The 19159-nt window shown below is 71.8% G+C and carries 19 protein-coding genes; 1 reads left to right on the forward strand and 18 read right to left on the reverse strand.

Annotation, left to right across the window (positions count from 1 at the left end; genetic code table 11):
* Positions 1 to 249: 249 nt before the first annotated feature.
* Positions 250 to 615, forward strand: a complete 366-nt coding sequence (locus tag AB0O53_RS23095) for a cupin domain-containing protein (RefSeq protein WP_350996834.1) — start codon at positions 250 to 252, stop codon at positions 613 to 615.
* Here the strand turns inward: AB0O53_RS23095 and AB0O53_RS23100 are convergent.
* The 18 genes from AB0O53_RS23100 to AB0O53_RS23185 form a co-directional block, all read right to left on the reverse strand.
* A complete protein-coding gene (locus AB0O53_RS23100; protein WP_350996831.1) occupies positions 591 to 1769 on the reverse strand; it encodes an XdhC family protein in 1179 nt (392 codons plus the stop codon). The genes AB0O53_RS23095 and AB0O53_RS23100 overlap by 25 nt on opposite strands.
* Positions 1769 to 3103: an IS701 family transposase gene (locus tag AB0O53_RS23105; RefSeq protein WP_365197936.1), complete on the reverse strand. Its 1335-nt coding sequence runs from the start codon at positions 3101 to 3103 to the stop codon at positions 1769 to 1771. Before AB0O53_RS23105 ends, AB0O53_RS23100 begins: the two co-directional genes overlap by 1 nt.
* Before the next feature lie 72 nt (positions 3104 to 3175).
* Positions 3176 to 3886 (reverse strand): TMEM175 family protein, encoded by a 711-nt coding sequence (locus tag AB0O53_RS23110; protein WP_350996825.1) that lies wholly within the window; start codon positions 3884 to 3886, stop codon positions 3176 to 3178.
* A 36-nt stretch (positions 3887 to 3922) separates the two neighbouring features.
* Positions 3923 to 4264 carry a nuclear transport factor 2 family protein gene (locus tag AB0O53_RS23115; RefSeq protein WP_350996823.1) on the reverse strand — a complete coding sequence of 114 codons (342 nt, stop codon included), beginning with the start codon at positions 4262 to 4264 and terminating at the stop codon, positions 3923 to 3925.
* 12 nt (positions 4265 to 4276) lie between these two features.
* The gene (locus AB0O53_RS23120; protein WP_350996821.1) at positions 4277 to 5815 is read right to left on the reverse strand and encodes an ATP-binding protein; all 1539 of its coding nucleotides are present in this window, start codon (positions 5813 to 5815) and stop codon (positions 4277 to 4279) included.
* On the reverse strand, positions 5812 to 7068 hold the full coding sequence (locus AB0O53_RS23125; RefSeq protein WP_365197940.1) for an MFS transporter: 1257 nt from the start codon (positions 7066 to 7068) through the stop codon (positions 5812 to 5814). The genes AB0O53_RS23120 and AB0O53_RS23125 overlap by 4 nt, the downstream gene beginning before the upstream one ends.
* Before the next feature lie 52 nt (positions 7069 to 7120).
* The gene (locus tag AB0O53_RS23130) at positions 7121 to 7951 is read right to left on the reverse strand and encodes an FAD binding domain-containing protein (protein ID WP_365197942.1); all 831 of its coding nucleotides are present in this window, start codon (positions 7949 to 7951) and stop codon (positions 7121 to 7123) included.
* The gene (locus tag AB0O53_RS23135) at positions 7948 to 10353 is read right to left on the reverse strand and encodes a xanthine dehydrogenase family protein molybdopterin-binding subunit (RefSeq protein WP_365197945.1); all 2406 of its coding nucleotides are present in this window, start codon (positions 10351 to 10353) and stop codon (positions 7948 to 7950) included. The genes AB0O53_RS23130 and AB0O53_RS23135 overlap by 4 nt, the downstream gene beginning before the upstream one ends.
* 5 nt (positions 10354 to 10358) lie before the next feature.
* On the reverse strand, positions 10359 to 10883 hold the full coding sequence (locus AB0O53_RS23140; RefSeq protein WP_365197947.1) for a (2Fe-2S)-binding protein: 525 nt from the start codon (positions 10881 to 10883) through the stop codon (positions 10359 to 10361).
* Positions 10868 to 11482, reverse strand: coding sequence for an NADPH-dependent F420 reductase (locus AB0O53_RS23145; protein WP_403137922.1), 615 nt, complete (start codon positions 11480 to 11482; stop codon positions 10868 to 10870). The genes AB0O53_RS23140 and AB0O53_RS23145 overlap by 16 nt, the downstream gene beginning before the upstream one ends.
* 44 nt (positions 11483 to 11526) lie before the next feature.
* Positions 11527 to 13011 carry an aldehyde dehydrogenase family protein gene (locus AB0O53_RS23150; RefSeq protein ID WP_350996806.1) on the reverse strand — a complete coding sequence of 495 codons (1485 nt, stop codon included), beginning with the start codon at positions 13009 to 13011 and terminating at the stop codon, positions 11527 to 11529.
* A 46-nt stretch (positions 13012 to 13057) separates the two neighbouring features.
* Positions 13058 to 13798: a type 1 glutamine amidotransferase domain-containing protein gene (locus AB0O53_RS23155; RefSeq protein ID WP_350996803.1), complete on the reverse strand. Its 741-nt coding sequence runs from the start codon at positions 13796 to 13798 to the stop codon at positions 13058 to 13060.
* A 69-nt stretch (positions 13799 to 13867) separates the two neighbouring features.
* Positions 13868 to 14611, reverse strand: a complete 744-nt coding sequence (locus tag AB0O53_RS23160) for a MinD/ParA family ATP-binding protein (protein ID WP_136231515.1) — start codon at positions 14609 to 14611, stop codon at positions 13868 to 13870.
* Positions 14612 to 15871, reverse strand: a complete 1260-nt coding sequence (locus tag AB0O53_RS23165; protein WP_350996800.1) for a PP2C family protein-serine/threonine phosphatase — start codon at positions 15869 to 15871, stop codon at positions 14612 to 14614.
* A complete protein-coding gene (locus AB0O53_RS23170; RefSeq protein ID WP_350997016.1) occupies positions 15853 to 16308 on the reverse strand; it encodes an ATP-binding protein in 456 nt (151 codons plus the stop codon). The genes AB0O53_RS23165 and AB0O53_RS23170 overlap by 19 nt, the downstream gene beginning before the upstream one ends.
* Before the next feature lie 14 nt (positions 16309 to 16322).
* Positions 16323 to 16634: an STAS domain-containing protein gene (locus AB0O53_RS23175; protein WP_350996797.1), complete on the reverse strand. Its 312-nt coding sequence runs from the start codon at positions 16632 to 16634 to the stop codon at positions 16323 to 16325.
* Positions 16635 to 16650: 16 nt separating this feature from the next.
* Complete coding sequence (gene glgX, locus AB0O53_RS23180) at positions 16651 to 18798, reverse strand: glycogen debranching protein GlgX (protein WP_350996795.1); 2148 nt, start codon at positions 18796 to 18798, stop codon at positions 16651 to 16653.
* Entirely contained in the window at positions 18795 to 19139 is a 345-nt protein-coding gene (locus tag AB0O53_RS23185) for an STAS domain-containing protein (RefSeq protein WP_350996792.1), read from the reverse strand. The genes glgX and AB0O53_RS23185 overlap by 4 nt, the downstream gene beginning before the upstream one ends.
* Between the last annotated feature and the right edge of the window lie 20 nt (positions 19140 to 19159).

Here is a 19159-nt window from a genome sequence, read left to right on the forward strand (position 1 = left end):
AATCGGAGGTGCCTCGACCGGGTGCAGCCGAGGAAACGCACGTACTTCATTCTCCCACGACCTGGCGTTCACACCGCCCGGGCCGATCGTCCAAGGCGGTGCGGGCCGTGTGGTGGCTTCCTACGGGACCAAGGTCGCGCAGGGGCGCGGCGGGCCGCTCCCGCAGGGGCAGGATGCACCGGCCCGGGTCACAGTGGAAGGGTCCGGACAGGTCCCGGCGCGGCCGGGCCGAGCTGTGCTGGAGGATCCATGGCGGCGACGACGCGGGACGAGGCACCCATCGCGGTGGAGGGCGGCGGGCTGGAGGTGCGGGTGCGGGAGATCGGCGGGGACCTCAGCGTGGGGTTCTTCCGGCTCCCGGAGGGCACCGACTTCACGGAGGCCCTCAAGGGGCTCCCCGGCGACATGTGCCCTTGCCCGCACTGGGGCTACCTCCTCAAGGGGCGGCTGCTGATGCGGACCGCCGACGGGGAGGAGGTGTACGAGGAGGGGCAGGCCTTCTACTGGGGTCCCGGGCACATTCCCGTGGCGCTCGCCGACACGGAGTACGTCGACTTCTCCCCGACCGCCGAGTTCCACCGGGTCGTGGATCACGTCAGGGGCGGGGCGGGCTGACGGGCTTGCGCGAGGGGTGCCGCGGGAGCCGGTCTTCGGTGGATGGGGGCGGCGCCGCCGGTCAGCGGGAGGGCGGATCCGCCGTGCCGGAAGGCCGTGAACTCGGCGGCGATGGCCAGGGCGGTCTCCTCGGGGGTGGCGCCGCCGAGGTCGAGGCCGATGGGCGAGTGCAGGCGGGCCAGGGCGGCGTCCGTCACGCCTTCCTCGCGCAGGCGTCCGACGCGTTCCGCGTGGGTGCGCCGTGATCCCATGGCGCCGACGTAGCCCAGCGGCAGCCGCAGGGCCAGTTCCAGCAGGGGTACGTCGAATTTCGCGTCGTGGGTGAGGACGCAGACGGCGGTACGGGGGTCCAGCCGGCCCGCTTCCCACTGCGCGGCCAGATGGCGGTGCGGCCAGTCGACGACGACCTCGTCGGCGTCGGGGAACCGCGCCGGGGTGGCGAAGACGGGCCGGGCGTCGCACACCGTGACCCGGTGGCCGAGGAAGGTGCCGATCCGGGCCAGGGCGGCGGCGAAGTCGATCGCCCCGTAGACGAGCAGCCGGGGCGGTTCGGCCGCGGACTCGACGAGCAGGGTCAGGGGCTCCCCGCACGGCCCGCCGGCCGCGGCGAGCTCGGTGGTGCCGGTGCGCCCGGCCAGGAGCAGGGCGCGGGCCCGGCCGGCGGCGGCCCGGTCCAGGGCGGTGCCGCCGGCGAGCCCGCCCTCGTAGGAGCCGTCGGCGCGGACGGCGAGCGCCCGGCCGAGCTGGCGCGGCGGGCCGGACACCACCCGGGCGAGCGCGGCCCGGGTGCCGTCCGCGGCGGCGTCGAGGACGGAGCCGAGCACGGGGCGGACCGGGTCGCGGCCGCGCACCGGGGTGACCAGGACGTCGAGGACTCCGCCGCAGGTCAGGCCGACGGCGAAGGCGTCGTCGTCGCTGTAGCCGAAGCGGTGCAGGCCGCCTTCGCCGGAGGCGAGCGCGTCGAGGCAGAGCTCGTGGACGGCGGATTCCACGCAGCCCCCGGAGATGGAGCCGAGGGCGGTGCCCCGGTCGTCGACGGCGAGCGAGGCGCCGGGGCCGCGCGGCGCGCTGCCGCTGACGGCGACCACGGTGGCCAGTGCGAATTCCCGGCGCGCGGCGCACCACGCGCGTAGCTCCTCGGCGATGTCGAGCATCAGCGGATGTATTCGCGGCGAGGGGTCTGTCCGGGCACGTGCGGGTGGGGCGGCAGCACGGCCGGGGTGGCCGGGCGGGCTGCGGCGGGCCGGGGCAGGGATGTGGCCGGCAGGGCGGTGGCCGGCCGGGTGAGGGCGGCGGGGCGCGCGGGGCCGGGGTACCGGTCGCGGGGGTGCGGGCGCGCGCCGAGCAGTTTCGCGGCGTGGGCGACGCTGGCCAGGGTGGCGTGGTGGTGCCAGCCGCGGAAGGAGCGTCCTTCGAAGTCGCGGATGCCCACCGGTTCGCAGGTCTCGGCGAAGTCCAGGGAGACCCGGTCGGTGAGTTTGGCGAGCAGGAAGAGCTGGGCGAGCGGCCGGTCCCCGATGTTGGTGATCCAGAACTCGGACGGGAGCAGGGCCGTTTCGGTCCAGGCCCCGACCAGCAGCAGCGGGGTGGGCGAGACGGGCGCGGGGCGGTCCTCGCAGGGGGTCGCGAAGATCGGGGCCGAGGTCAGCAGGGTCACCGCTCCTTCGGTGCGGCCGTGCCGGGTCCATTCGACGACGCGGCGCTGGGAGCGCAGGGAGTCGATGAGTTCGCGGGCGGGCGCGGTGTGCGGGCCGGGTTTGTGGCGGCCCGCACCGCCGAAGGAGACGGGCAGCGAGCCGTCGACCTTGAAGACGAAGGGGATGTCCTGGAGGGCGAACGAGTCGATGCTCTGGGGCAGGTCGCAGTTGGCGACCTCCATCACCACGGGCCGGCGCTGGAGTTGCCAGGTGGCGGCCATCCGCTGGACGGCGTGTACGGCGTCCTGGGCGGGGGTGAGGGAGCGGGCGGTGTCCGGGATGCCGGCCCGTCGGCGGCGCATGAGTTCGCTGGTCCAGGGACCGGGGAGGGTGAGGGTCCATTCGACGGGGAAGCTGGCTTCGCTGGAGGCGAGCCAGATCCCGCTGGCCTGCTGGCAGTTGGCGGTGCGGCCGAGCTGGGGTACGAACTGCCGGCCGACGCCGACCGAGCGGTCCCCGGCCTTCTCGATGACCATGGGCTGGAGCACCCAGGCCAGGGGGCGCTGGGCGGTGCGTTCGAGGTGCTGGGCGAGGGAGCGCCGTACGGGCGTCCAGTCCCAGGGGGACTTGCTGATGAACTGCTGCAGGCTCTGCTCGACGGAACTCGCTCCGGTTCCGGCGATGTTACGGATTGTTTTCTTCCCGTTGGTCCGCACGAGGCCGTTCAGATAAACGCGGGCCCAGTTTCGCTGGTCCCGCCGGGGTAAGGACTCAAAGAGAAGAGAGATCATGACATCGATCAATTCGGAGACTTCCTCGACGGAATCCTCCGGCAGGACTGCGCGAGCCATCCGGGCCTCCCCCGCGACCACCTAGATCCAATACCCTACTTCACCGCGGAGAACGGCCGTAGGCCCCTGCGGCTACTTCCTGAGGTCGCTGGCAGATTCGAGCCGCTCTTCCTCTACCACGAGGGGGATGGGGATCTGGTTCGCCGCATAGTAGATCGCGATCAGGAAGTGTGCGACAAGCGTGAGCGGTGCGGAGAAGAAGGCCAGGAGGACCGTGCAGGGGTAGGCGATGGCGCCGAGCCCGAAACGCACCCTGGTGGCCCGCGCCCCGTCCTTGTCCACCTGTTCGTGGAAGAGGTGCCCGACCCGGGTCACGTACCACCAGAACAGCAGGAACGCCAAGGCGTAGGCCACGGTGACGAGGCTGTAGAGGACCGCGGCCGGGTTGGCGTCGCCGCCCTCGGTGAGGTGCTCGGCGAGCACGTTGGTGGTGTACGGGATCACCGAGACCACCATCAGCACCATCAGGTTCAGGAACAACAGCGGGCGGTCGACCCGCTTGAGGTGACTGAAGATGGTGTGGTGGTTCACCCACATCACGCCGATGATGAGGAAGCTCACCACATAGGCGGCGTAATGGGGCCATTGCTCGCGGACTCCGTGCCAGAAGGCCGACCCGGTTTCTTCCGGAACCTTTAATTCCAGGACGAGGATCGTAATGATGATGGCGAATACACCATCACTGAATGCCTCGACCCGCCCGGTTTCATTTTCCATGACCTCCCCTTTGCCATTTCCCGACGTGCGCACCGTGGTCCGCGCATACGGGGAGAGCGCGTTCACCCGCTCTCCCCGCACACGCTACCCAGATTTCCGGTCTCAGCCGCCGAAGCCGGCCGTCTGGCGCCAGATTCGGCCATCGCGGACCACGAGTGTCCCGAACGCGTGCTCCGGTTCGCCGTTCAGGTTCATGATCGCCCGGTAGAAGATGGTGTCCTCGGTCTCGATGTACTCCTGGAGTTCCACCAGCGTGGGCTTCACCGTGAGATAGCCGGTGAACGTCTCGCGAACCGCTTCGATGCCCTCCGAGACGCCCTCGAACCGCAGCAGCACCGCGTCGTCGGTGTAGTTCTTCATCACCGCCTCGATGTCCAGGGCCGCCAGCGCCTCCATCTGGCGGACGAACACCGGGTGGAGTTTGGAGATGTCGTACTTGGCCATGTCGACTCCGTTTCAACGGGGAGTGGTGCCCTCGGCTGGTGCGGTTTCCAGTGCGGTATCGGGTGTTGGCGCAGGTGGGACGCAGGACTGGGCGCTGCCCGCGAAGGGCAGCCGCACGACCATCCGGGTCTCGCCGGGGCGCGAGCGGGCGGTGAGCGAGCCGCGGTGGCGCTGGGTCACGATGCGGTAGCTGAGGTGCAGCCCCAGGCCCGTGCCCTTGCCCACGTCCTTGGTCGTGTAGAAGGGTTCGAAGATCCGCGGCAGGGAATCCGCGGGGATGCCCCGGCCGGTGTCGGCGACCTCCACGACCATGCAGTCGCCCTCGGACCGGGCGCTCAGCGTCAGCACGCCGGCGCCCTCCATCGCCTCGACGGCGTTGTCGACCAGGTTGGTCCACACCTGGTTCAACTCGCTCGGATAGCCCGTCAGTTCGGGCAGGTCCGGCTCGTACGCACGCACGATGCTGATGCCGTCGAGCTTGGCACGCAGCACGACCAGCGTGTTCTCCAGTCCCTCGGTCACCGGGAAGCGCTGCTCGGGCGCCCGGTCGAGATTGGCGTAATCCCGGGTGGCGGAGACGAGTTGGGAGATCCTCGGACCCGCGGCGCGCAGCTCGGCGGCGAGCGACCGGACCTCCAACAGCGCCGCCAGGTGGTCGAGGGCACGGGCGAGGGACTCCTTGCCGATGTCCTCCGTCCGGTCCCGGAGCCAGCCCAGTTCCAGTCCGAGGTCGGAGACGCCCGAGCCGAGCAGGCCGCAGCGTTCGGCGCCGGCCCCTTCGGCCCAGTCGGCGATCTCCTCCTCGGCGTCGGCCTGGGCCAGCGGGTCGGTGGTGACCGGCGGCGGCAGCGTGTCCAGTTGCCCCGTGAGCCGGTCGAGGACGGCGCGCTCGGCGGGCGTGGCGGCCGCGCCCCAGTCCTGGGCGGTCCGGGTGAGCCGGTCCAGGGCGGGGGCCAGTTCCTGCGCGGCCCGGGCCACGGCGGCCGCCGGGTTGTTCAGCTCGTGCGCCAGACCGGCGGCCAGCGTGCCGAGCGCCTCCACGGTGGCCCGCTTGCGGGCCTGCACCTCGGAGGACTTGATGCGCCACGCCAGGACGGGGATCAGGACCGCGGCCACCCCGTGGCAGCGCGTGAGCATCTCGAAGAAGACCGCCTTGGGGTACGCCACGACCGTGGTCGCCGGCCCGCTCGCGGCGGCGGTGGCCACGTACGCGCCGTCCGTGAGCAGCGGCAGTTCGCCGGTGAACCGGTGGGCGGCCGGGGGCTTGCCGTCGTGGTCCTCGGCCGCGGCGCTCTCCTCCTCGGTGGAGTGCCGGGTGAGGACCTCCTCCCGGCCGTCGACGACCTTGGTCACGACGAGCCCGCCCGAGAGCAGCACGTGGAAGCAGGTGGCCTCCTCGCCGTCGCGGAAGAGCACCTCCCCGTCGGAGAGGACCTGCGGCCGGGACACCGAGACCAGCCAGTCCAGCTGCTCCTCGGTGATCCCCCCGAAGACCTCCAGCCCGCGCAGGGCGGAGCGCAGCTCCGGTGTGCCCACGTCCGGTGTGCTCATGCGGTGCTCCCCTCTGCCTTGGTACGGGCGGCCAGCCGCACGGTGGCCAGCAGGGCCACCGCGCACACCGCGGCGACGGCGGCCATGAAGCCGACCGAGGTGCGGTGCAGCCCGTGGATGTTGGTCAGCATCCCGGCGAGTACGGCCGGCACGCTCATCGCCAGGTACGCGAAGACGTATACGGCGGCGGTCAGTTCACCGCGGTGGGCCGGTTCGGCCAGGGCGCTCAGCGCCCGGAAGGAGCCCAGGAAGGCGGCTCCCCAGCCGCTGCCGAGGACGGCCGTGGCCACCAGGAACACGGGGGCCGAGCCCAGGCCCAGCGCCAGCAGCACCAGCCCGAGACCGGCCAGCAGGCCCAGCAGCCCGAACACGGCGGTGCGCAGCGCCGCGGTGCGGCCGAGCATCAGCTGGGCGACGGTGGCGGCGCCGGCGAGCAGCGCGACCGTGGCCCCGCCGACGAGGTAGTTCGTGGACTTGAGCAGGGACAGGGCCAGGTGCGGGCCGAGGGAGAGGTAGAAGCCGCCCACGGACCAGACGGCCACGATGGTCAGGACGAGGACCAGGAAGCGGCCCCGGGCGCCCGCCGGTACGTGGATCCGGTGCGGGACCACCCGCAGCCGGCCGCCCGCGCCGGGAGCGCTCTCTCGCATGCGCAGGACCCCCACCAGCGTCACCGCGAAGGCCCCGATGAGCAGCAGGTAGCTGAGCGCGGTCGGGGCGGGCGCGTACTGGACGAGCAGTCCGGCGCCGATCCCGCCGAGGCCGATGCCCACGGTCGGGCCGGCGCTGTTGACCTGGGCTCCGAGGGCGGGCCGTGCCGCGGGGCTGAGCTCCAGCAGGGCAGCGCCCATCGCGCCGGTGGCGAGGCCCACGGCGAGCCCCTGCACGGCGCGGGCGGCGAGGAGCAGCCCGAGCCCCTGCGCCCCGGCGAAGAGGCCCATGGAGACGATCGCCAGGACCAGTCCGGCGCCCAGGACCGGGCGCCGGCCCAGGGTGTCGGAGAGGGAGCCGAAGAGCAGGAGCCCGGCCAGCACGGTGACCGCGTACAGGGCGAAGACCACCGTGATCGTGCCGGAGGACAGGCCCCACTGCTGCTGGTAGAGCACGTAGAGGGCGGAGGGCACGGAGGAGGAGAGCATCAGCAGGACGAGGACGGCGCCGACCACCCAGAAGCCGGAGCCTCTGGGCGCGCCGGCCGCGCGGGCGGCTGGGGGCACGGTCAGCCCCGTGGTCGGTGTGGACGGTTCGGCCACTGCTTCACTCAACTCCCCCGTGAGGGGCCCGGGCGGGCCCTGTGTCGGTCGGTCAGACGAGGGCCCGCTCGGCCCTCTGCAGCGCTCGGGCGGTGAGGACTCCCGCGAGGTGGCCGAGGTATTCGGCCGAGGTGCCGCGTCCGGGGACGAACAGCTCCCGGGGTTCGGCGCGGAAGGCGGCGAGTACGGCTTCGGTGCCGTACGGGCCCCCGCGCAGCCGGTCCTCGACCCCGCGCAGGCGCAGGGGCCGGGGGGTGGCTCCGGTGACGGCGATGCGCGGCCCGCCGGGGGTGATGCGTACGGCGGTGGCGCAGACCGGGTAGCGGGTGGCGCGGTCGGCGGACTTCTCGAAGGCGGCGGCCGGGCCGGCGGCGGGCACGAGCAGGGCGGTGAGGACCTGGTCGGCGGGTGCGGCGCCGGCGGCGAACTCCTCGGCCGGGAGGGTGGTGCGCCCGCCCGGGCCGGCCAGTTCGACGACGGCGTCGGCGGCGATGGCGGCGACCGGCAGGTCGGTGGCGCGTCCGGTGGCCGCCAGGTTGCCGCCGACGGTGCCGAGGTTGCGGACCTGCGGGTCGCCGTTGGAGCGGGCCGCGGCGGCCAGTTCCGGTGCCTCGGCGAGGACCAGCGGGTCGGCGGCGAGGTCGGCGAGCGTGGTGAGGGCCCCGATGCGCAGGTGCCGGCCGTCGGGGGTGCGGCCGGTGCCGCGCAGCTCGGCCAGCTGCCGGATGTCGACGAGCAGGCGGGCGCCGTCGGCTCCCGTGCGCAGGTCGGGCAGCAGGCTCTGGCCGCCGGCCAGGATCCGGGCGCCGCCGGTCCCGGACAGCAGGGCCAGGGCCTCGTCGAGGCCGGCGGGACGGGCGTAGTCGAACTCGGTGAGGATCACTGGGATTCCCCTCTCAGGCGGCGCCAGACCTTCTCGGGGGTGAGCGGCATGTCGATGTGCCGGACGCCCAGGTCCGCGAGGGCGTCGACGACGGCGTTGACGACGGCGGCGGCGGGCGGGACGGTGGCGATCTCGCCCGCTCCCTTGGCGCCGAGCGGGTTGTGCGGGCTGGGCGTGACGGTCTTGTCGAGCGAGAAGAACGGCGCGTCGGCCGCGCGCGGCAGGGCGTAGTGGCCGAGGTCGGCGCTGATCAGCAGGCCGTTCTCGTCGTATTCGGCGGCTTCCATCAGGGCCTGGCCCAGGCCGTGCACGATGCTGCCCTCGATCTGCCCCTGGACGATCTTCGGGTTGCCGATGTTCCCGGCGTCGTCGACGGCCGTGTAGGCGACCACCTCGGTCTCGCCGGTCAGTTCGTCGATCTCGACGACGGCGACGTGCGTGCCGAAGGGGTAGTTGAAGTCCGGCGGGTCGAAGTGGGTGGTCTCGTCCAGGGCGGGCTCGATCTCGGGCGGCAGTCCCCAGCCGTACCACATGGCCATGGCCAGTTCGGCGAAGGTCTTGGTGTTCTCCGGGTTGCCCTCTTCGTGGATCGCGCCGCCCTCGTAGACGACCTTGTCCTCGGGCACGCCGAGGAAGACGGCGCCGGCCCGGACCAGTTTGGCCTTGAGCTTGCGGGCGGTGAGGGCCACGGCGGGCGCCGCCATGCTGTAGGAGCGTGAGCCGTAGGTGCCCTGTCCGTAGGGGGCCTTCTGCGTGTCGCCCTCGTGGACCTGGACGGTCTCGGGGTCGATGCCGAGCTCGTCGGCGGCGACCTGGGCGAAGACCGTCCCGTGGCTCTGGCCGGTGGAGGCGGAGCCGACGGTGACGGTCACCTCGCCGGTGGGGTGGACGCGGATGTTGGCGCTCTCCCAGGTCCCGCCGAGCATGCCCTCCTGCGACATCCGGGTGGAGGGGCCGACGCCGCAGATCGCGACGTAGGTGGCGATGCCGACGCCGAGGCGCTTGCCGCGGGTGCGGGCCTCGGCCTTGCGGGCGGGCATGTCGGCGTAGCCGGACATCTCGATGGCCCGGTCGAAGTTCAGCTGGTAGTTCCCGGAGTCGTAGGTCCAGCCGAGGCCGTTGTCGTACGGGAACTTCTCCTTCGGCACCAGGTTCTTGCGCCGCACCGCCGCCGGGTCCATGCCGATCTCGCCGGCGTACCGGTCGACGAGCCGCTCCATGAGGAAGGCGGCCTCGGCGCGCCCGCTGCCCCGCTGGGCGCCGAGGGACACGGTGTTGGTGAAGGCGGCGTACACCTCGCAGAAGGCGGCGTCGATGTCGTACATGCCGCTGATGGAGCGGCCCATCAGGGCGGTGGCGACGCCGGGGCCGATCGTCGAGGGGTACGCGCCGAGGTTGGCGTAGCTGGTGCAGCGCACGGCGGTGATGCGGCCGTCGCGGGTGCCGGCGAGGGTGACGTGCTGGCGGTGGTCGCGGCCCTGGACGGTGGAGTTCATCAGCCCGGTGCGGGTGTCCACCCATTTGACGGGCCGGCCGAGCGCCTTGGACAGCAGCAGGACCAGGGGCATGTCGGGGTACAGGTACCCCTTGGTGCCGAAGCTGCCGCCGACGGTCGGGGCGATCACCCGGAGCTTGTTGAAGGGGATGCCGAGGACCAGCGCGGCGAGCAGGAAGCGGTGGTTGTGCGGGCCCTGGGTGGAGGCGTAGAGGGTGTAATCGCCGGTGGCCGGGTTGTAGTCGCCGACCGCGCCGCGCGGCTCGATGGGGCTGTTGATGGTGCGCTGGTTGACCAGGTCGAGTTCGACGGTGACCTCGGCGGCGGCGATGGCCGCGTCGGTGCGGTCCTTGTCGCCGCAGGTCCAGTACGCGTTGAGGTTGCCCGGGACGGCTTCGTGGAGCTGCGGCGCGCCGTCGGCGAGGGCCTCGTCGGCGCGGGTGACGACGGGCAGCGGCTCGTACTCGACGGCGATGGCGGCCAGCGCGGCGGCGGCCTGCCGGGGGGTCTCGGCGACGACCACGGCGATGGGGTCGCCGACGTGGCGGACGGTGTCGCCGGTCAGCACCGGGCGGGCGCCCGGGAGTCCGTAGGGGTGCGGCGGGAAGTGGCTCTCGACCCCGCCGGGGATCCAGATGCAGGGCAGCGGCATGACGTCGGCGAAGTCGGCCGCGGTGGCCACCTTCAGCACGCCGGGCAGCTGCTCGGCCGCCTTGGTCTCGATGGACAGGATCCTCGCGTGGGCCACCGGGCTGCCCAGGATGGCCATGTGCGCGGTGCCCGGCAGGTCGATGTCCGCCACGTACGTGGCCTCGCCGCGCAGCAGTTGCGGGTCCTCGCGGCTGTCCAGCGGCTGTCCGAGCACTCCGCCCCGGCCGACCGGGGCCTCCCCCGTCACTGTGGTCATGTCCCTCACACCTCCGGTGCGGCTGCGGTGGATGCGGCGGAGCCGGCGGGCACCTCGGTGCGGGTGGCGGCGCAGGCGCGCTGCACCCCCCGTACGACGCTGTGGTAGCCGGTGCAGCGGCACAGGTTGCCGGTGAGCCACTCGCGGATCTCCGGCTCGGTGGGGGCCGGGCCGTCGGCGGTGGCGTCGACGAGCTCGCCGAGGGCCATCACCATGCCCGGGGTGCAGAAGCCGCACTGGGTGCCGTGCTCCTGGCGCAGGGCCTCCTGGAGGCCGGACAGTTCCCCGCCCCGGGTGGTGACGCCTTCGATGGTGGCGATGTCGCCGCCGGCGGCGGAGGCGGTCAGGACCAGGCAGCTCTTGACGGACCGGCCGTCGAGGCGGACGACGCAGGAGCCGCACTGGCCGGTGTCGCAGCCGACCTTGGTGCCGGTCAGGCCGAGGCCGTCACGGAGCCGTTCGACGAGCAGTTCGTTCGGCTGTGCCGAGAACTGCTCGGGTCTTCCGTTCACGTTCAGTGTGATATCCATGCCAGCGCCTGCGCTTCCGTGAGCGGCCGGTTGAAGAGGGGCCCGCCGGGCTGCTGGAGAATTCCCCCGGAGTGCAGCGGGCCGGTGTCGACGGGGGCGAATCCGAGATCCGTGATGATTCCCGCGACGATTTCCTTCGCTTTCGCTTCGTCGCCCGCGGTGAAATGCGCCAGGCGCTCTCCGGGTGCGGTTCCCGCGACGGCGAGGGTTTCGAAGTGCATGGTGTTCAGTGATTTCACGACCTGGGCGTCCGGGTACCACTCGGCGACGAGGTCGCTGGAGCCGCGCCCGCCGAGGTCGGCGGGCGCGCCGGGGCCGCCGAACGCGTTCGTCGCGTCCACCAGCACCTTGTCCTGCACGACGCGCGGCGGGAGCAGTCCGCGGACGCGTTCGAAGGGCACCATCAGCACCAGGAGTTCGGCCCGGGCGGCGGCCTCGGCGGGATGCGCCGCCGAGGCCGCCGCTCCGAGTTCGGCCACGAGCGGGCCGAGGGTCTGCGGGCCCCGGGCGTTGGCGAGGACCACGTCGTGGCCCGCCGCCACGAGGATCCTCGCGAGGACCGTGCCGATCCGCCCGGTGCCGATGATGCCTGTCCGCATTGACGCTCCTCGGGAAGGGGGTGGTCGGGTCCGGTCCGGTCTTCTCAGTCCATGCCGATCCACACCGACTTGGTCTGGGTGTAGCTCTCCAGGGATTCGGGTCCGCACTCCCGCCCGAATCCGGAGGCCTTGTAGCCGCCGTAGGGCACCGCGGGGTCGTACTGGTTGTAGCAATTGACCCAGACCGTGCCGGCCTTGATCTGCGAGGCGACGCGGTGGGCGCGGCGCAGGTCCTTGGTGTGGACGCCGGCGGCGAGGCCGTAGGCGCTGTCGTTGGCGATGCGGACGGCGTCCTCCTCCGTGTCGAAGGGGATGATCGACAGGACCGGTCCGAAGATCTCCTCCTGGGCGATGCGCATCCCGTTGTCGACGCCGGTGAAGACGGTCGGCAGGAAGTACAGGCCCTCGGCGGAGGCGCCTTCGGGGGTCCATCCGGTGCCGCCGGTCCGCAGGACCGCGCCCTCCTTCTCGCCGACCTCGATGTAGGAGCTGACCTTGTCGAACTGGGCGCGGTGGGCGAGGGGGCCGAAGAGGGTGGCCGGGTCGCGCGGGTCGCCGGGCTTGAGGGCGGCGGCCCGGCGCACGAGCCGTTCGACCAGCTCGTCGTGGATGGGGCGCTGGAGCAGCAGCCGGGATCCGGCGGTGCAGATCTCGCCCTTGTTGTAGTAGATGCCGAAGAAGGCGAGTTCCTCGGCGGCGTCGAGGTCGGCGTCGGCGAAGACGATGTTGGCGGACTTGCCGCCGAGTTCCATCGTCACCTTCTTCAGGGTGCCGGCCGCCTTGCGGATGATCGACTGGCCGACCACGGTGGAGCCGGTGAAGGCGATCTTGTCGATGCCGGGGTGGCCGGTGAGCGTCTCGCCCAGTTCCACGCCGGGGCCGGTGACCACGTTCAGCACGCCGTCGGGGATCTCCGCCTCCTGGAAGAGTTCGGCGATCTTCAGTGCGGTGAGCGGGGTGGCCGGGGAGGGCTTGTGGACGACCGTGTTGCCCGCCGCCAGTGCCGGTGCGATCTTCGTCATCGACAGCAGCAGCGGGAAGTTGAACGGGGTGATCGCGCAGACCACGCCGAGCGGTTCGCGCAGGGTGTAGGCGAGCTGCCCGCCGGCGGGGGCGCGCGAGGAGCCGTCGACGCGGGTCACGGCCCCCGCGTAGTAGTGCATGAGCTGGGCGGCCATGGGGGCGTCGACCGTGCTGGAGAAGGCGAACGGCTTGCCCATGTCCACGGTCTCCAGCAGGGCGATCTCCTCCAGGTCGCGCTCGATGAGCTCGCCGACCCGGTTCAGCCGCAGCGCCCGCTCCTGGGCGGACAGTCTGCTCCACGGACCTTCTTCGTACGCCGTGCGGGCGGCGGCCACGGCCGCGTCCGCGTCGGCCGCGGCGGCCTGGGCGACCGGCACGATCTCCTGTCCGTCCACGGGGCTGATGTCCGGCTCGGTCCGGCCGTCCAGGGCCGGGACCCATGTGCCGCCGATGAACAGTTTCCCGGGGTTGGCGAGGGGCGGGCCGCTCAGCTCACGCTTGGTCATGGCTGCCTTCCGGTGTCGGATGCGGGGCGGGGAGGGGGCTGTCCCCTCAGCCCTTCGCGAGCTGGCTCAGGAACGTCTCCGCGAGGGCCTTGGAGGAGTACGGGTTCTGGCCGGTCGTCAGCCTGCGGTCGACGACCACGTGCGAGTCCCAGATCGCGTCCGCCTTCTCGTAGCGGGCGCCGAGCCGGGTGAGCTCGACCTCGAGGATCAGCGGGAGCCGGCCGGCCATGTTGGTGACCAGTTCCTCGTCGTGCGAGAAGGCCGTCATCCGGTAGCCCTCGAACGGCCAGCGGCCTTCGCCGTCGCGCAGGGCGAGCAGCGAGGTGTGGCCGTGGCAGACGGTGGCGAGGGGCTTGTCCTGGGCGATGACCCAGCGCAGGATCTGGGCGAGTTCGTCGGACTTGGGCAGGTCGCCGATGGCGCCGTGGCCGCCGCTGACGTAGACGCCGTCGTAGTCGGCGATGTCCTTCTCGGTGAGGGACTCCAGGGCCAGGGGGGCCCGCAGCTGGGGCGTGTTCTCGATGACCCGGACGTACTCGGCGGCGTTGGCCGCGTCCTCGTCGGGGGAACCCTGGGGGCGGACCCACTGCAGGAACTGGGGGTCGATGCTCGTCAGGTCGACCGTGGGGGCGCGGCCCGCGATCGTCGCCACGTCCACGTCGTGGCCGGCCGCCTTGAAGAGCGAAAAGGGAACGACGAATTCCTCTGCCCAGAATCCCGAGGGATGCTGTTCGCCGTCCAGCAGGTGCAGGGTCGCCTTGGCCGTCATGACGACGAGAATCTTCATGATTCTCTCCTTGTTCTGGATTCGCTGCCGATTCAACACGCCCCCCGCAGGGGGCGTAAGGGGGTGACGTCAGGCCCGCGATACTTCGTCACGTGCGTCCAACGCCGAGATGATGGTGCGGAATTCACCGACCAGGGGGTGGTCGGGATGGGCTTCTGCAAATATGCGCTCCCCGTACAGGGAGGCCATTTCCGGCGAGTAGGGAAGGATTCCGGCCACGGGTGCGCCGTAGACCTCCTCCGAGCGCCGCCGGGCGGAGTCCCGGTCGATGCCCGCGGGCGCCATGCTCAGCACCAGGGTCCGCCGGCAGGCCAGGCGCCCGGCGAGGGCGATGGTCTCCTCGACCCCGGAGAGGTCGATCCGGTCGGCGCGGGCCATGATCATCAGTACGTCGGCGCTCGCCATCGCGGTCACCGACTCGTTGTTGAGCCCGGCGTGGGTGTCGAGCAGCAGCACGTCCAGCGCGTAGTGCTCGGCCAGCCGGTCGAAGCCCTCCGGCAGCAGGCCCACGTCGTAGCCGCCGGCCATGAGCTCCCGCAGGGCCGCCGTCCCGGTCCGGGCCGGTACGACGTACAGCCCGGGCACGCCGGCCGGCTGGGCGGCGGCCTCGATCTCGCAGCGGCCGAGCAGGTAGTCGGCCAGGGAGGGTCCGGGGCCGAGCCGGAACAGCAGGTCCAGGGTGGGTGACTGGATGTCGGTGTCCACCACCCCCACCCGGCGTCCCCCGGCCGCGATGAGCAGCGCGAGGTTGGCCAGGACCGAGGACTTGCCCGTCCCGCCGCGGTGCGAGTGCACCACGATGGTGCGGGCCATCTAGGCCACCACCCGGTGTCCGGTGCCGTCCGCGTACGGCCCCCGCGCCGTACGCGGCCGGTGCAGGGCGAGCATGGTGACGTCGTCGTGCTGCTCGGCGGTGCCGGTGTGCTCGCGTACCGCCAGGTCCATCCGGTCGACCAGGTCCTTGCCGCTCACCAGGGGTCCGGCGAGCAGTTCCAGCATCCGTTCGTCGCCGAGGAAGCTGCCGTTCGGGCAGCGGGCCTCGGGCACTCCGTCGGTGAACACGAAGAGGGTGTCGCCCGGGTCCAGCTGGGCGTAGCCGAGGGTGTAGACGCAGTCGGGCAGGACCCCGACGGCCGGTCCGGTGATGTCCAGGGCGGCGGGTGCGCTGCCGTCCGCGGGCCGCAGCAGGGGCGGGTTGTGGCCGCCGTTGATGTAGACGACGCTGCCGGTGAGCGGGTCCAGCACCCCGAAGAACAGGGTGGCGAAGTAGCCCTGCCGCAGGTGGTTGCTGGTGAGGTAGCCGTTGGTGGCGGTGACCGCGTTCAGCAGGGGGGTGGCGCCGACGACCGGGATCCGCCGGCTGCCGCCGGCCCGGCCGGCGGCGACCAGGTGCTGGAGTCCGCTGTTCTGTGCGGTGTGGCGGAGCAGGGAGCGGATGAGCGCCATGAACAGCGCGGCGCCGACCCCCTTGTCGCAGACGTCGGCGACGACGAAGGCCAGCCGGCGGCCGCGGGAGATCTCGAAGACGTCGTAGAAGTCCCCGGCGACCTGCCGGGCGGGCCGGAAGCGCACGTCGATCTCCCAGCCGTCGGGGACCGGCAGCGACTCGGGCAGGAAGCCCGCCTGGATCTCGCGGCCGATCTCCAGTTCCTTCTCGTAGCCCATGAGCTCGGCGCGGGCGTCGGCCTCGCGCAGGGTGCGGCCGAGTCCGGCGCGCTCCGAGCAGCTGTGCAGCCGGGCCCCGACGAGGGCGGGGAGGAAGGGCGGCACGAGGTAGTCGTGCCCGATCCGGACGTGCTCCTCCAGGGAGGAGAACTCCGTCACGGTCCAGACGACCACGATGGGGGCCCCGGCCCAGCGGCGCAGCCGGCGTACGGCCATCCGTACGGCTTCCCCGTCGGACTCGGCCGGGGCGAGCAGCACGTCCGCGACGGGCAGCAGCTCCAGCGGGCCTTCGCGCAGCTCCGTCAGCGTGCGGGTGACGAGGGAGGCGTCCATCGTCCGCAGGGCGTCGAGCAGTTCGCGCGGCGGTGCCGGATCCGCGTCGAGGATGATCACGGTCGTGGAGGGCATGGGTCCGTCCCCTCAGCCTTCACAGTCAGCGTGCTGATGTTGCGGCCGTCCCTGCGCACGTAGACGAACTCGTCCACGCTGGTCAGGGCGAGGTGGATGCCGAGGCCGCCGATCCGCCGGTCCTGCGGGGGGACCCCGGGGCAGGGCGGCAGGCGGCCCGCGACGGGGTCGAAGGCGGGGGCCGAGTCCTCGATGGTGACCTGCACCCCGCCCGGGCCGGAGCGGCCGCGGACGGTGATCCGTCCGTCGCCGCCCCGGTACCCGTGCATCACGATGTTCGTGGCCAGTTCGTCCACGGCCAGCCGGAGCCGGTAGGCGGCCCGTTTGCCGAGCCCCGCCCGTCCGGCCAGCCCCAGGACGAACACGGCGATGTCGCCCAGTGCCTGCACCGTCGCGGGCACCTCCAGGACGGAGGGCGTCCTCGCCAGCTCGACCATGTCACTCACGGTCGTCACTCATCGGAGAGGACGATGCTGCGGTCGAGGCCGGCCGTCCGGATGGTCCGGGAGACGGGCTCGATGGCACCGACCACCTTGATGGTGACGTGGTCCGCGATCTTCTGCTGGGCGAAGACCAGGGAGCGCAGTCCGGCGCTGGCCATGTAGCCGACGCCGGCCATCCTGATCTCGACGATGGTGGTGCCGTGTCCGGCGGCCTTCTCGATGGTCCGGTGGAAGTCCGGCGCGGTGTTGGCGTCCAGCTCGCCCGACAGGTCGATCACGGTGGTGTCGCCCTCGATGCTCAGGGACACGGAAAGCGGCATGTCAGGTCTCCTTCGGTCAGGGCGTGTCGAATGCTTCGGGGTCGTTCGTGCGGCCCACGAGGATGACCACCGACCGCGGGCCGATCAGGTACTTGCCGGCGTTGTCCAGCTCCGGCTCGGTCCCCGGGGTGCGGATGTCGTGCGGTGCCTCGGCCCCGGTGTCGGCGAACAGGTGCCAGCTGCGGCCGCCGGGCAGCGCGGGCAGTTCCAGGTCGTGGGACTCCCAGTGCGCGTTCATGGCCACGTAGACCACGTCGTCGTCGCCGGCGCCGCAGCGGGCGACGGCCACCAGCCTGCTGTCCGCCGACCAGTCGGGCTGCCAGGCCCGCTCCCCGTGCCAGCTGATGTCCGGCAGGCCGAGGTGCTCGCGGACCCGGCCGGTGGGGTGGGAGGTGGAGCGCAGCTCGCGGTGGCGCCCCCGGAAGGCGATCATCTCGCGGGTGAAGCGGAGCAGTTCGGCGTTGTCGTCGACCTGGTCCCAGTCGAACCAGGACAGTTCGTTGTCCTGGCAGTAGGTGTTGTTGTTGCCCTGCTGGGTCCTGCCGACCTCGTCGCCGGAGAGCAGCATCGGGATGCCCTGGCTGGTGAGGAGGATGGCGAGGGCGTTCTTCATCTGCCGGGTGCGCAGGGCGTTGACCGCCGGGTCGTCGGTGGGGCCCTCGGCGCCGCAGTTCCAGCTGTTGTTGTCGTTGGCGCCGTCGTTGTTGCCCTCGCCGTTGGCCTCGTTGTGCTTGTCGTTGTAGGAGACCAGGTCGGCGAGGGAGAAGCCGTCGTGCGCGGTCAGGAAGTTGACCGAGGCGGCGGTGCCGCGGCTGGAGTAGAGGTCGGGCGAGCCGGCGATGCGGGTGGCCAGTTCGCCGGTGACTCCGGGGTCGCCCTTGAGGAAGCGGCGCACGGTGTCGCGGTACTTGCCGTTCCATTCCGCCCAGCGGCCGTACGCCGGGAAGTTGCCGACCTCGTAGAGGCCGCCGGCGTCCCAGGCCTCGGCGATGAGCTTGGTGTGGCGCAGGACCGGGTCGTAGGCGAGCAGTTCCAGGAGCGGCGGGTTGGGCAGCGGGGTGCCGTCCAGGGACCGGCCGAGGATGGCGGCCAGGTCGAAGCGGAACCCGTCGATGTGGTAGTCGGCGACCCAGTGGCGCAGGCAGTCGAGGACGAAGTTGCGCACGACGGGGTGGTTGCAGTTGACCGTGTTCCCGGTGCCGCTGAAGTTGAAGTAGTACCCCTCGGGCGTGAGCATGTAGTAGGTGGCGTTGTCGAGCCCCTTGAAGGAGATCGTCGGCCCCTGCTCGTTGCCCTCGGCGGTGTGGTTGAAGACGACGTCGAGGATGACCTCGATGCCTGCGGCGTGCAGGTCCTTGATCAGGGTGCGGAACTCGTCGCCCTGCATCCCGTAGCGTCCGGTGGCCGCGTAGCCGGCCTTGGGGGCGAAGAAGGAGACGGTGTTGTAGCCCCAGTAGTCGAAGAGCTTCTCGCCCGTCTCCGGGTTGGAGCGGGGGTTGTCGCTCTCGTCGAACTCGAACACGGGCAGCAGTTCGATGCAGTTGACCCCGAGCTCCTTGAGGTACGGGATCTTCTCGCGCAGCCCGGCGAACGTGCCGGGCGCGGTGACGCCCGAGTTGGGGTGCCGGGTGAAGCCGCGCACGTGGGCCTCGTAGACGACGAGGTCCTCGGCGGGGATGCCCAGCGGGGTGTCGTCGGCCCAGTCGAAGTCCTGGAGGCAGACGCGGGAGCGGTACTGGTAGCCGCGGCTGTAGTCCGGCTCCACGCCCCACACGTCGCGGCCGGCGATCAGCCGGGCGTAGGGGTCGGAGAGGACCTGGCGGGCGTCGAAGCGGTGGCCGGTGACCGGGTCGTAGGGGCCGTCGGCCCGGTACCCGTACTCGATGTTCTCGTGGTCGAGGCCGAAGACGGTCATGGCGAACACGCTGCCGGTGCGGAATTCCTCGGGGAACTCCAGTTCGGCCATCGGCTCGGGCTCTCCGCGCTTGTAGATGACCAGGGTCATGGAGGTGGCCTGGTCGGAGAAGACGGAGAAGCTGACCCCGCCGGGCACCACGTTGGCCCCGAAGGGGAACGGTTTGCCCGCGCGGACGCGGTACCCGCCCACCTCGTGGGTCGGGTACGCGTCGACGCGCAGGACCTGCTCGGACCGGGTCTCGCTCATCGCGCGGCCCTGGCCTTGGCGGCGGCCGCGACGGCCTCGCCGGTCTCGAAGAAGTCGAGGAATCCGGTCGCCGACATGACGAACCGGACCTCCTCGCTCACCCCGTAGAGGGTGACGGCCACGCCGGCGTGCTGGGCCTCGCGGTAGACGACGAGCAGGGTGCGCAGGCCCGCGCTGGAGACGTAGGTCACCGCCGTGAGGTCGATCCGCAGCGGCTTGCCCTCGCGGACCAGCGGCAGCAGGGACTGGAGCAGCGTGCCGGACGTCTCGCTGTTGATCTCGCCGGTGGCGACGAGCACGGTGCCCGTCTTGTTCCGGCGTTCCTTGACGTTGAGAGTCATTGCCTTCCCCTCTGTTTGGG

This window comes from Streptomyces erythrochromogenes, from assembly GCF_040684695.1.
In the GTDB taxonomy this organism is placed as follows: domain Bacteria; phylum Actinomycetota; class Actinomycetes; order Streptomycetales; family Streptomycetaceae; genus Streptomyces; species Streptomyces erythrochromogenes_C.

What these genes read in the sequence shown, in the direction of transcription:
- glgX (WP_350996795.1), bottom strand. Translation starts at nt 18,798, where the DNA reads ATGAGCGAGACCCGGTCCGAGCAGGTCCTGCGCGTCGACGCGTACCCG.
- AB0O53_RS23145 (WP_403137922.1), bottom strand. Translation starts at nt 11,482, where the DNA reads ATGCGGACAGGCATCATCGGCACCGGGCGGATCGGCACGGTCCTCGCG.
- AB0O53_RS23095 (WP_350996834.1), top strand. Translation starts at nt 250, where the DNA reads ATGGCGGCGACGACGCGGGACGAGGCACCCATCGCGGTGGAGGGCGGC.
- AB0O53_RS23100 (WP_350996831.1), bottom strand. Translation starts at nt 1,769, where the DNA reads ATGCTCGACATCGCCGAGGAGCTACGCGCGTGGTGCGCCGCGCGCCGG.
- AB0O53_RS23150 (WP_350996806.1), bottom strand. Translation starts at nt 13,011, where the DNA reads ATGACCAAGCGTGAGCTGAGCGGCCCGCCCCTCGCCAACCCCGGGAAA.
- AB0O53_RS23120 (WP_350996821.1), bottom strand. Translation starts at nt 5,815, where the DNA reads ATGAGCACACCGGACGTGGGCACACCGGAGCTGCGCTCCGCCCTGCGC.
- AB0O53_RS23165 (WP_350996800.1), bottom strand. Translation starts at nt 15,871, where the DNA reads ATGCCCTCCACGACCGTGATCATCCTCGACGCGGATCCGGCACCGCCG.
- AB0O53_RS23170 (WP_350997016.1), bottom strand. Translation starts at nt 16,308, where the DNA reads ATGGTCGAGCTGGCGAGGACGCCCTCCGTCCTGGAGGTGCCCGCGACG.
- AB0O53_RS23155 (WP_350996803.1), bottom strand. Translation starts at nt 13,798, where the DNA reads ATGAAGATTCTCGTCGTCATGACGGCCAAGGCGACCCTGCACCTGCTG.
- AB0O53_RS23135 (WP_365197945.1), bottom strand. Translation starts at nt 10,353, where the DNA reads ATGACCACAGTGACGGGGGAGGCCCCGGTCGGCCGGGGCGGAGTGCTC.
- AB0O53_RS23115 (WP_350996823.1), bottom strand. Translation starts at nt 4,264, where the DNA reads ATGGCCAAGTACGACATCTCCAAACTCCACCCGGTGTTCGTCCGCCAG.
- AB0O53_RS23140 (WP_365197947.1), bottom strand. Translation starts at nt 10,883, where the DNA reads ATGGATATCACACTGAACGTGAACGGAAGACCCGAGCAGTTCTCGGCA.
- AB0O53_RS23160 (WP_136231515.1), bottom strand. Translation starts at nt 14,611, where the DNA reads ATGGCCCGCACCATCGTGGTGCACTCGCACCGCGGCGGGACGGGCAAG.
- AB0O53_RS23185 (WP_350996792.1), bottom strand. Translation starts at nt 19,139, where the DNA reads ATGACTCTCAACGTCAAGGAACGCCGGAACAAGACGGGCACCGTGCTC.
- AB0O53_RS23175 (WP_350996797.1), bottom strand. Translation starts at nt 16,634, where the DNA reads ATGCCGCTTTCCGTGTCCCTGAGCATCGAGGGCGACACCACCGTGATC.
- AB0O53_RS23105 (WP_365197936.1), bottom strand. Translation starts at nt 3,103, where the DNA reads ATGGCTCGCGCAGTCCTGCCGGAGGATTCCGTCGAGGAAGTCTCCGAA.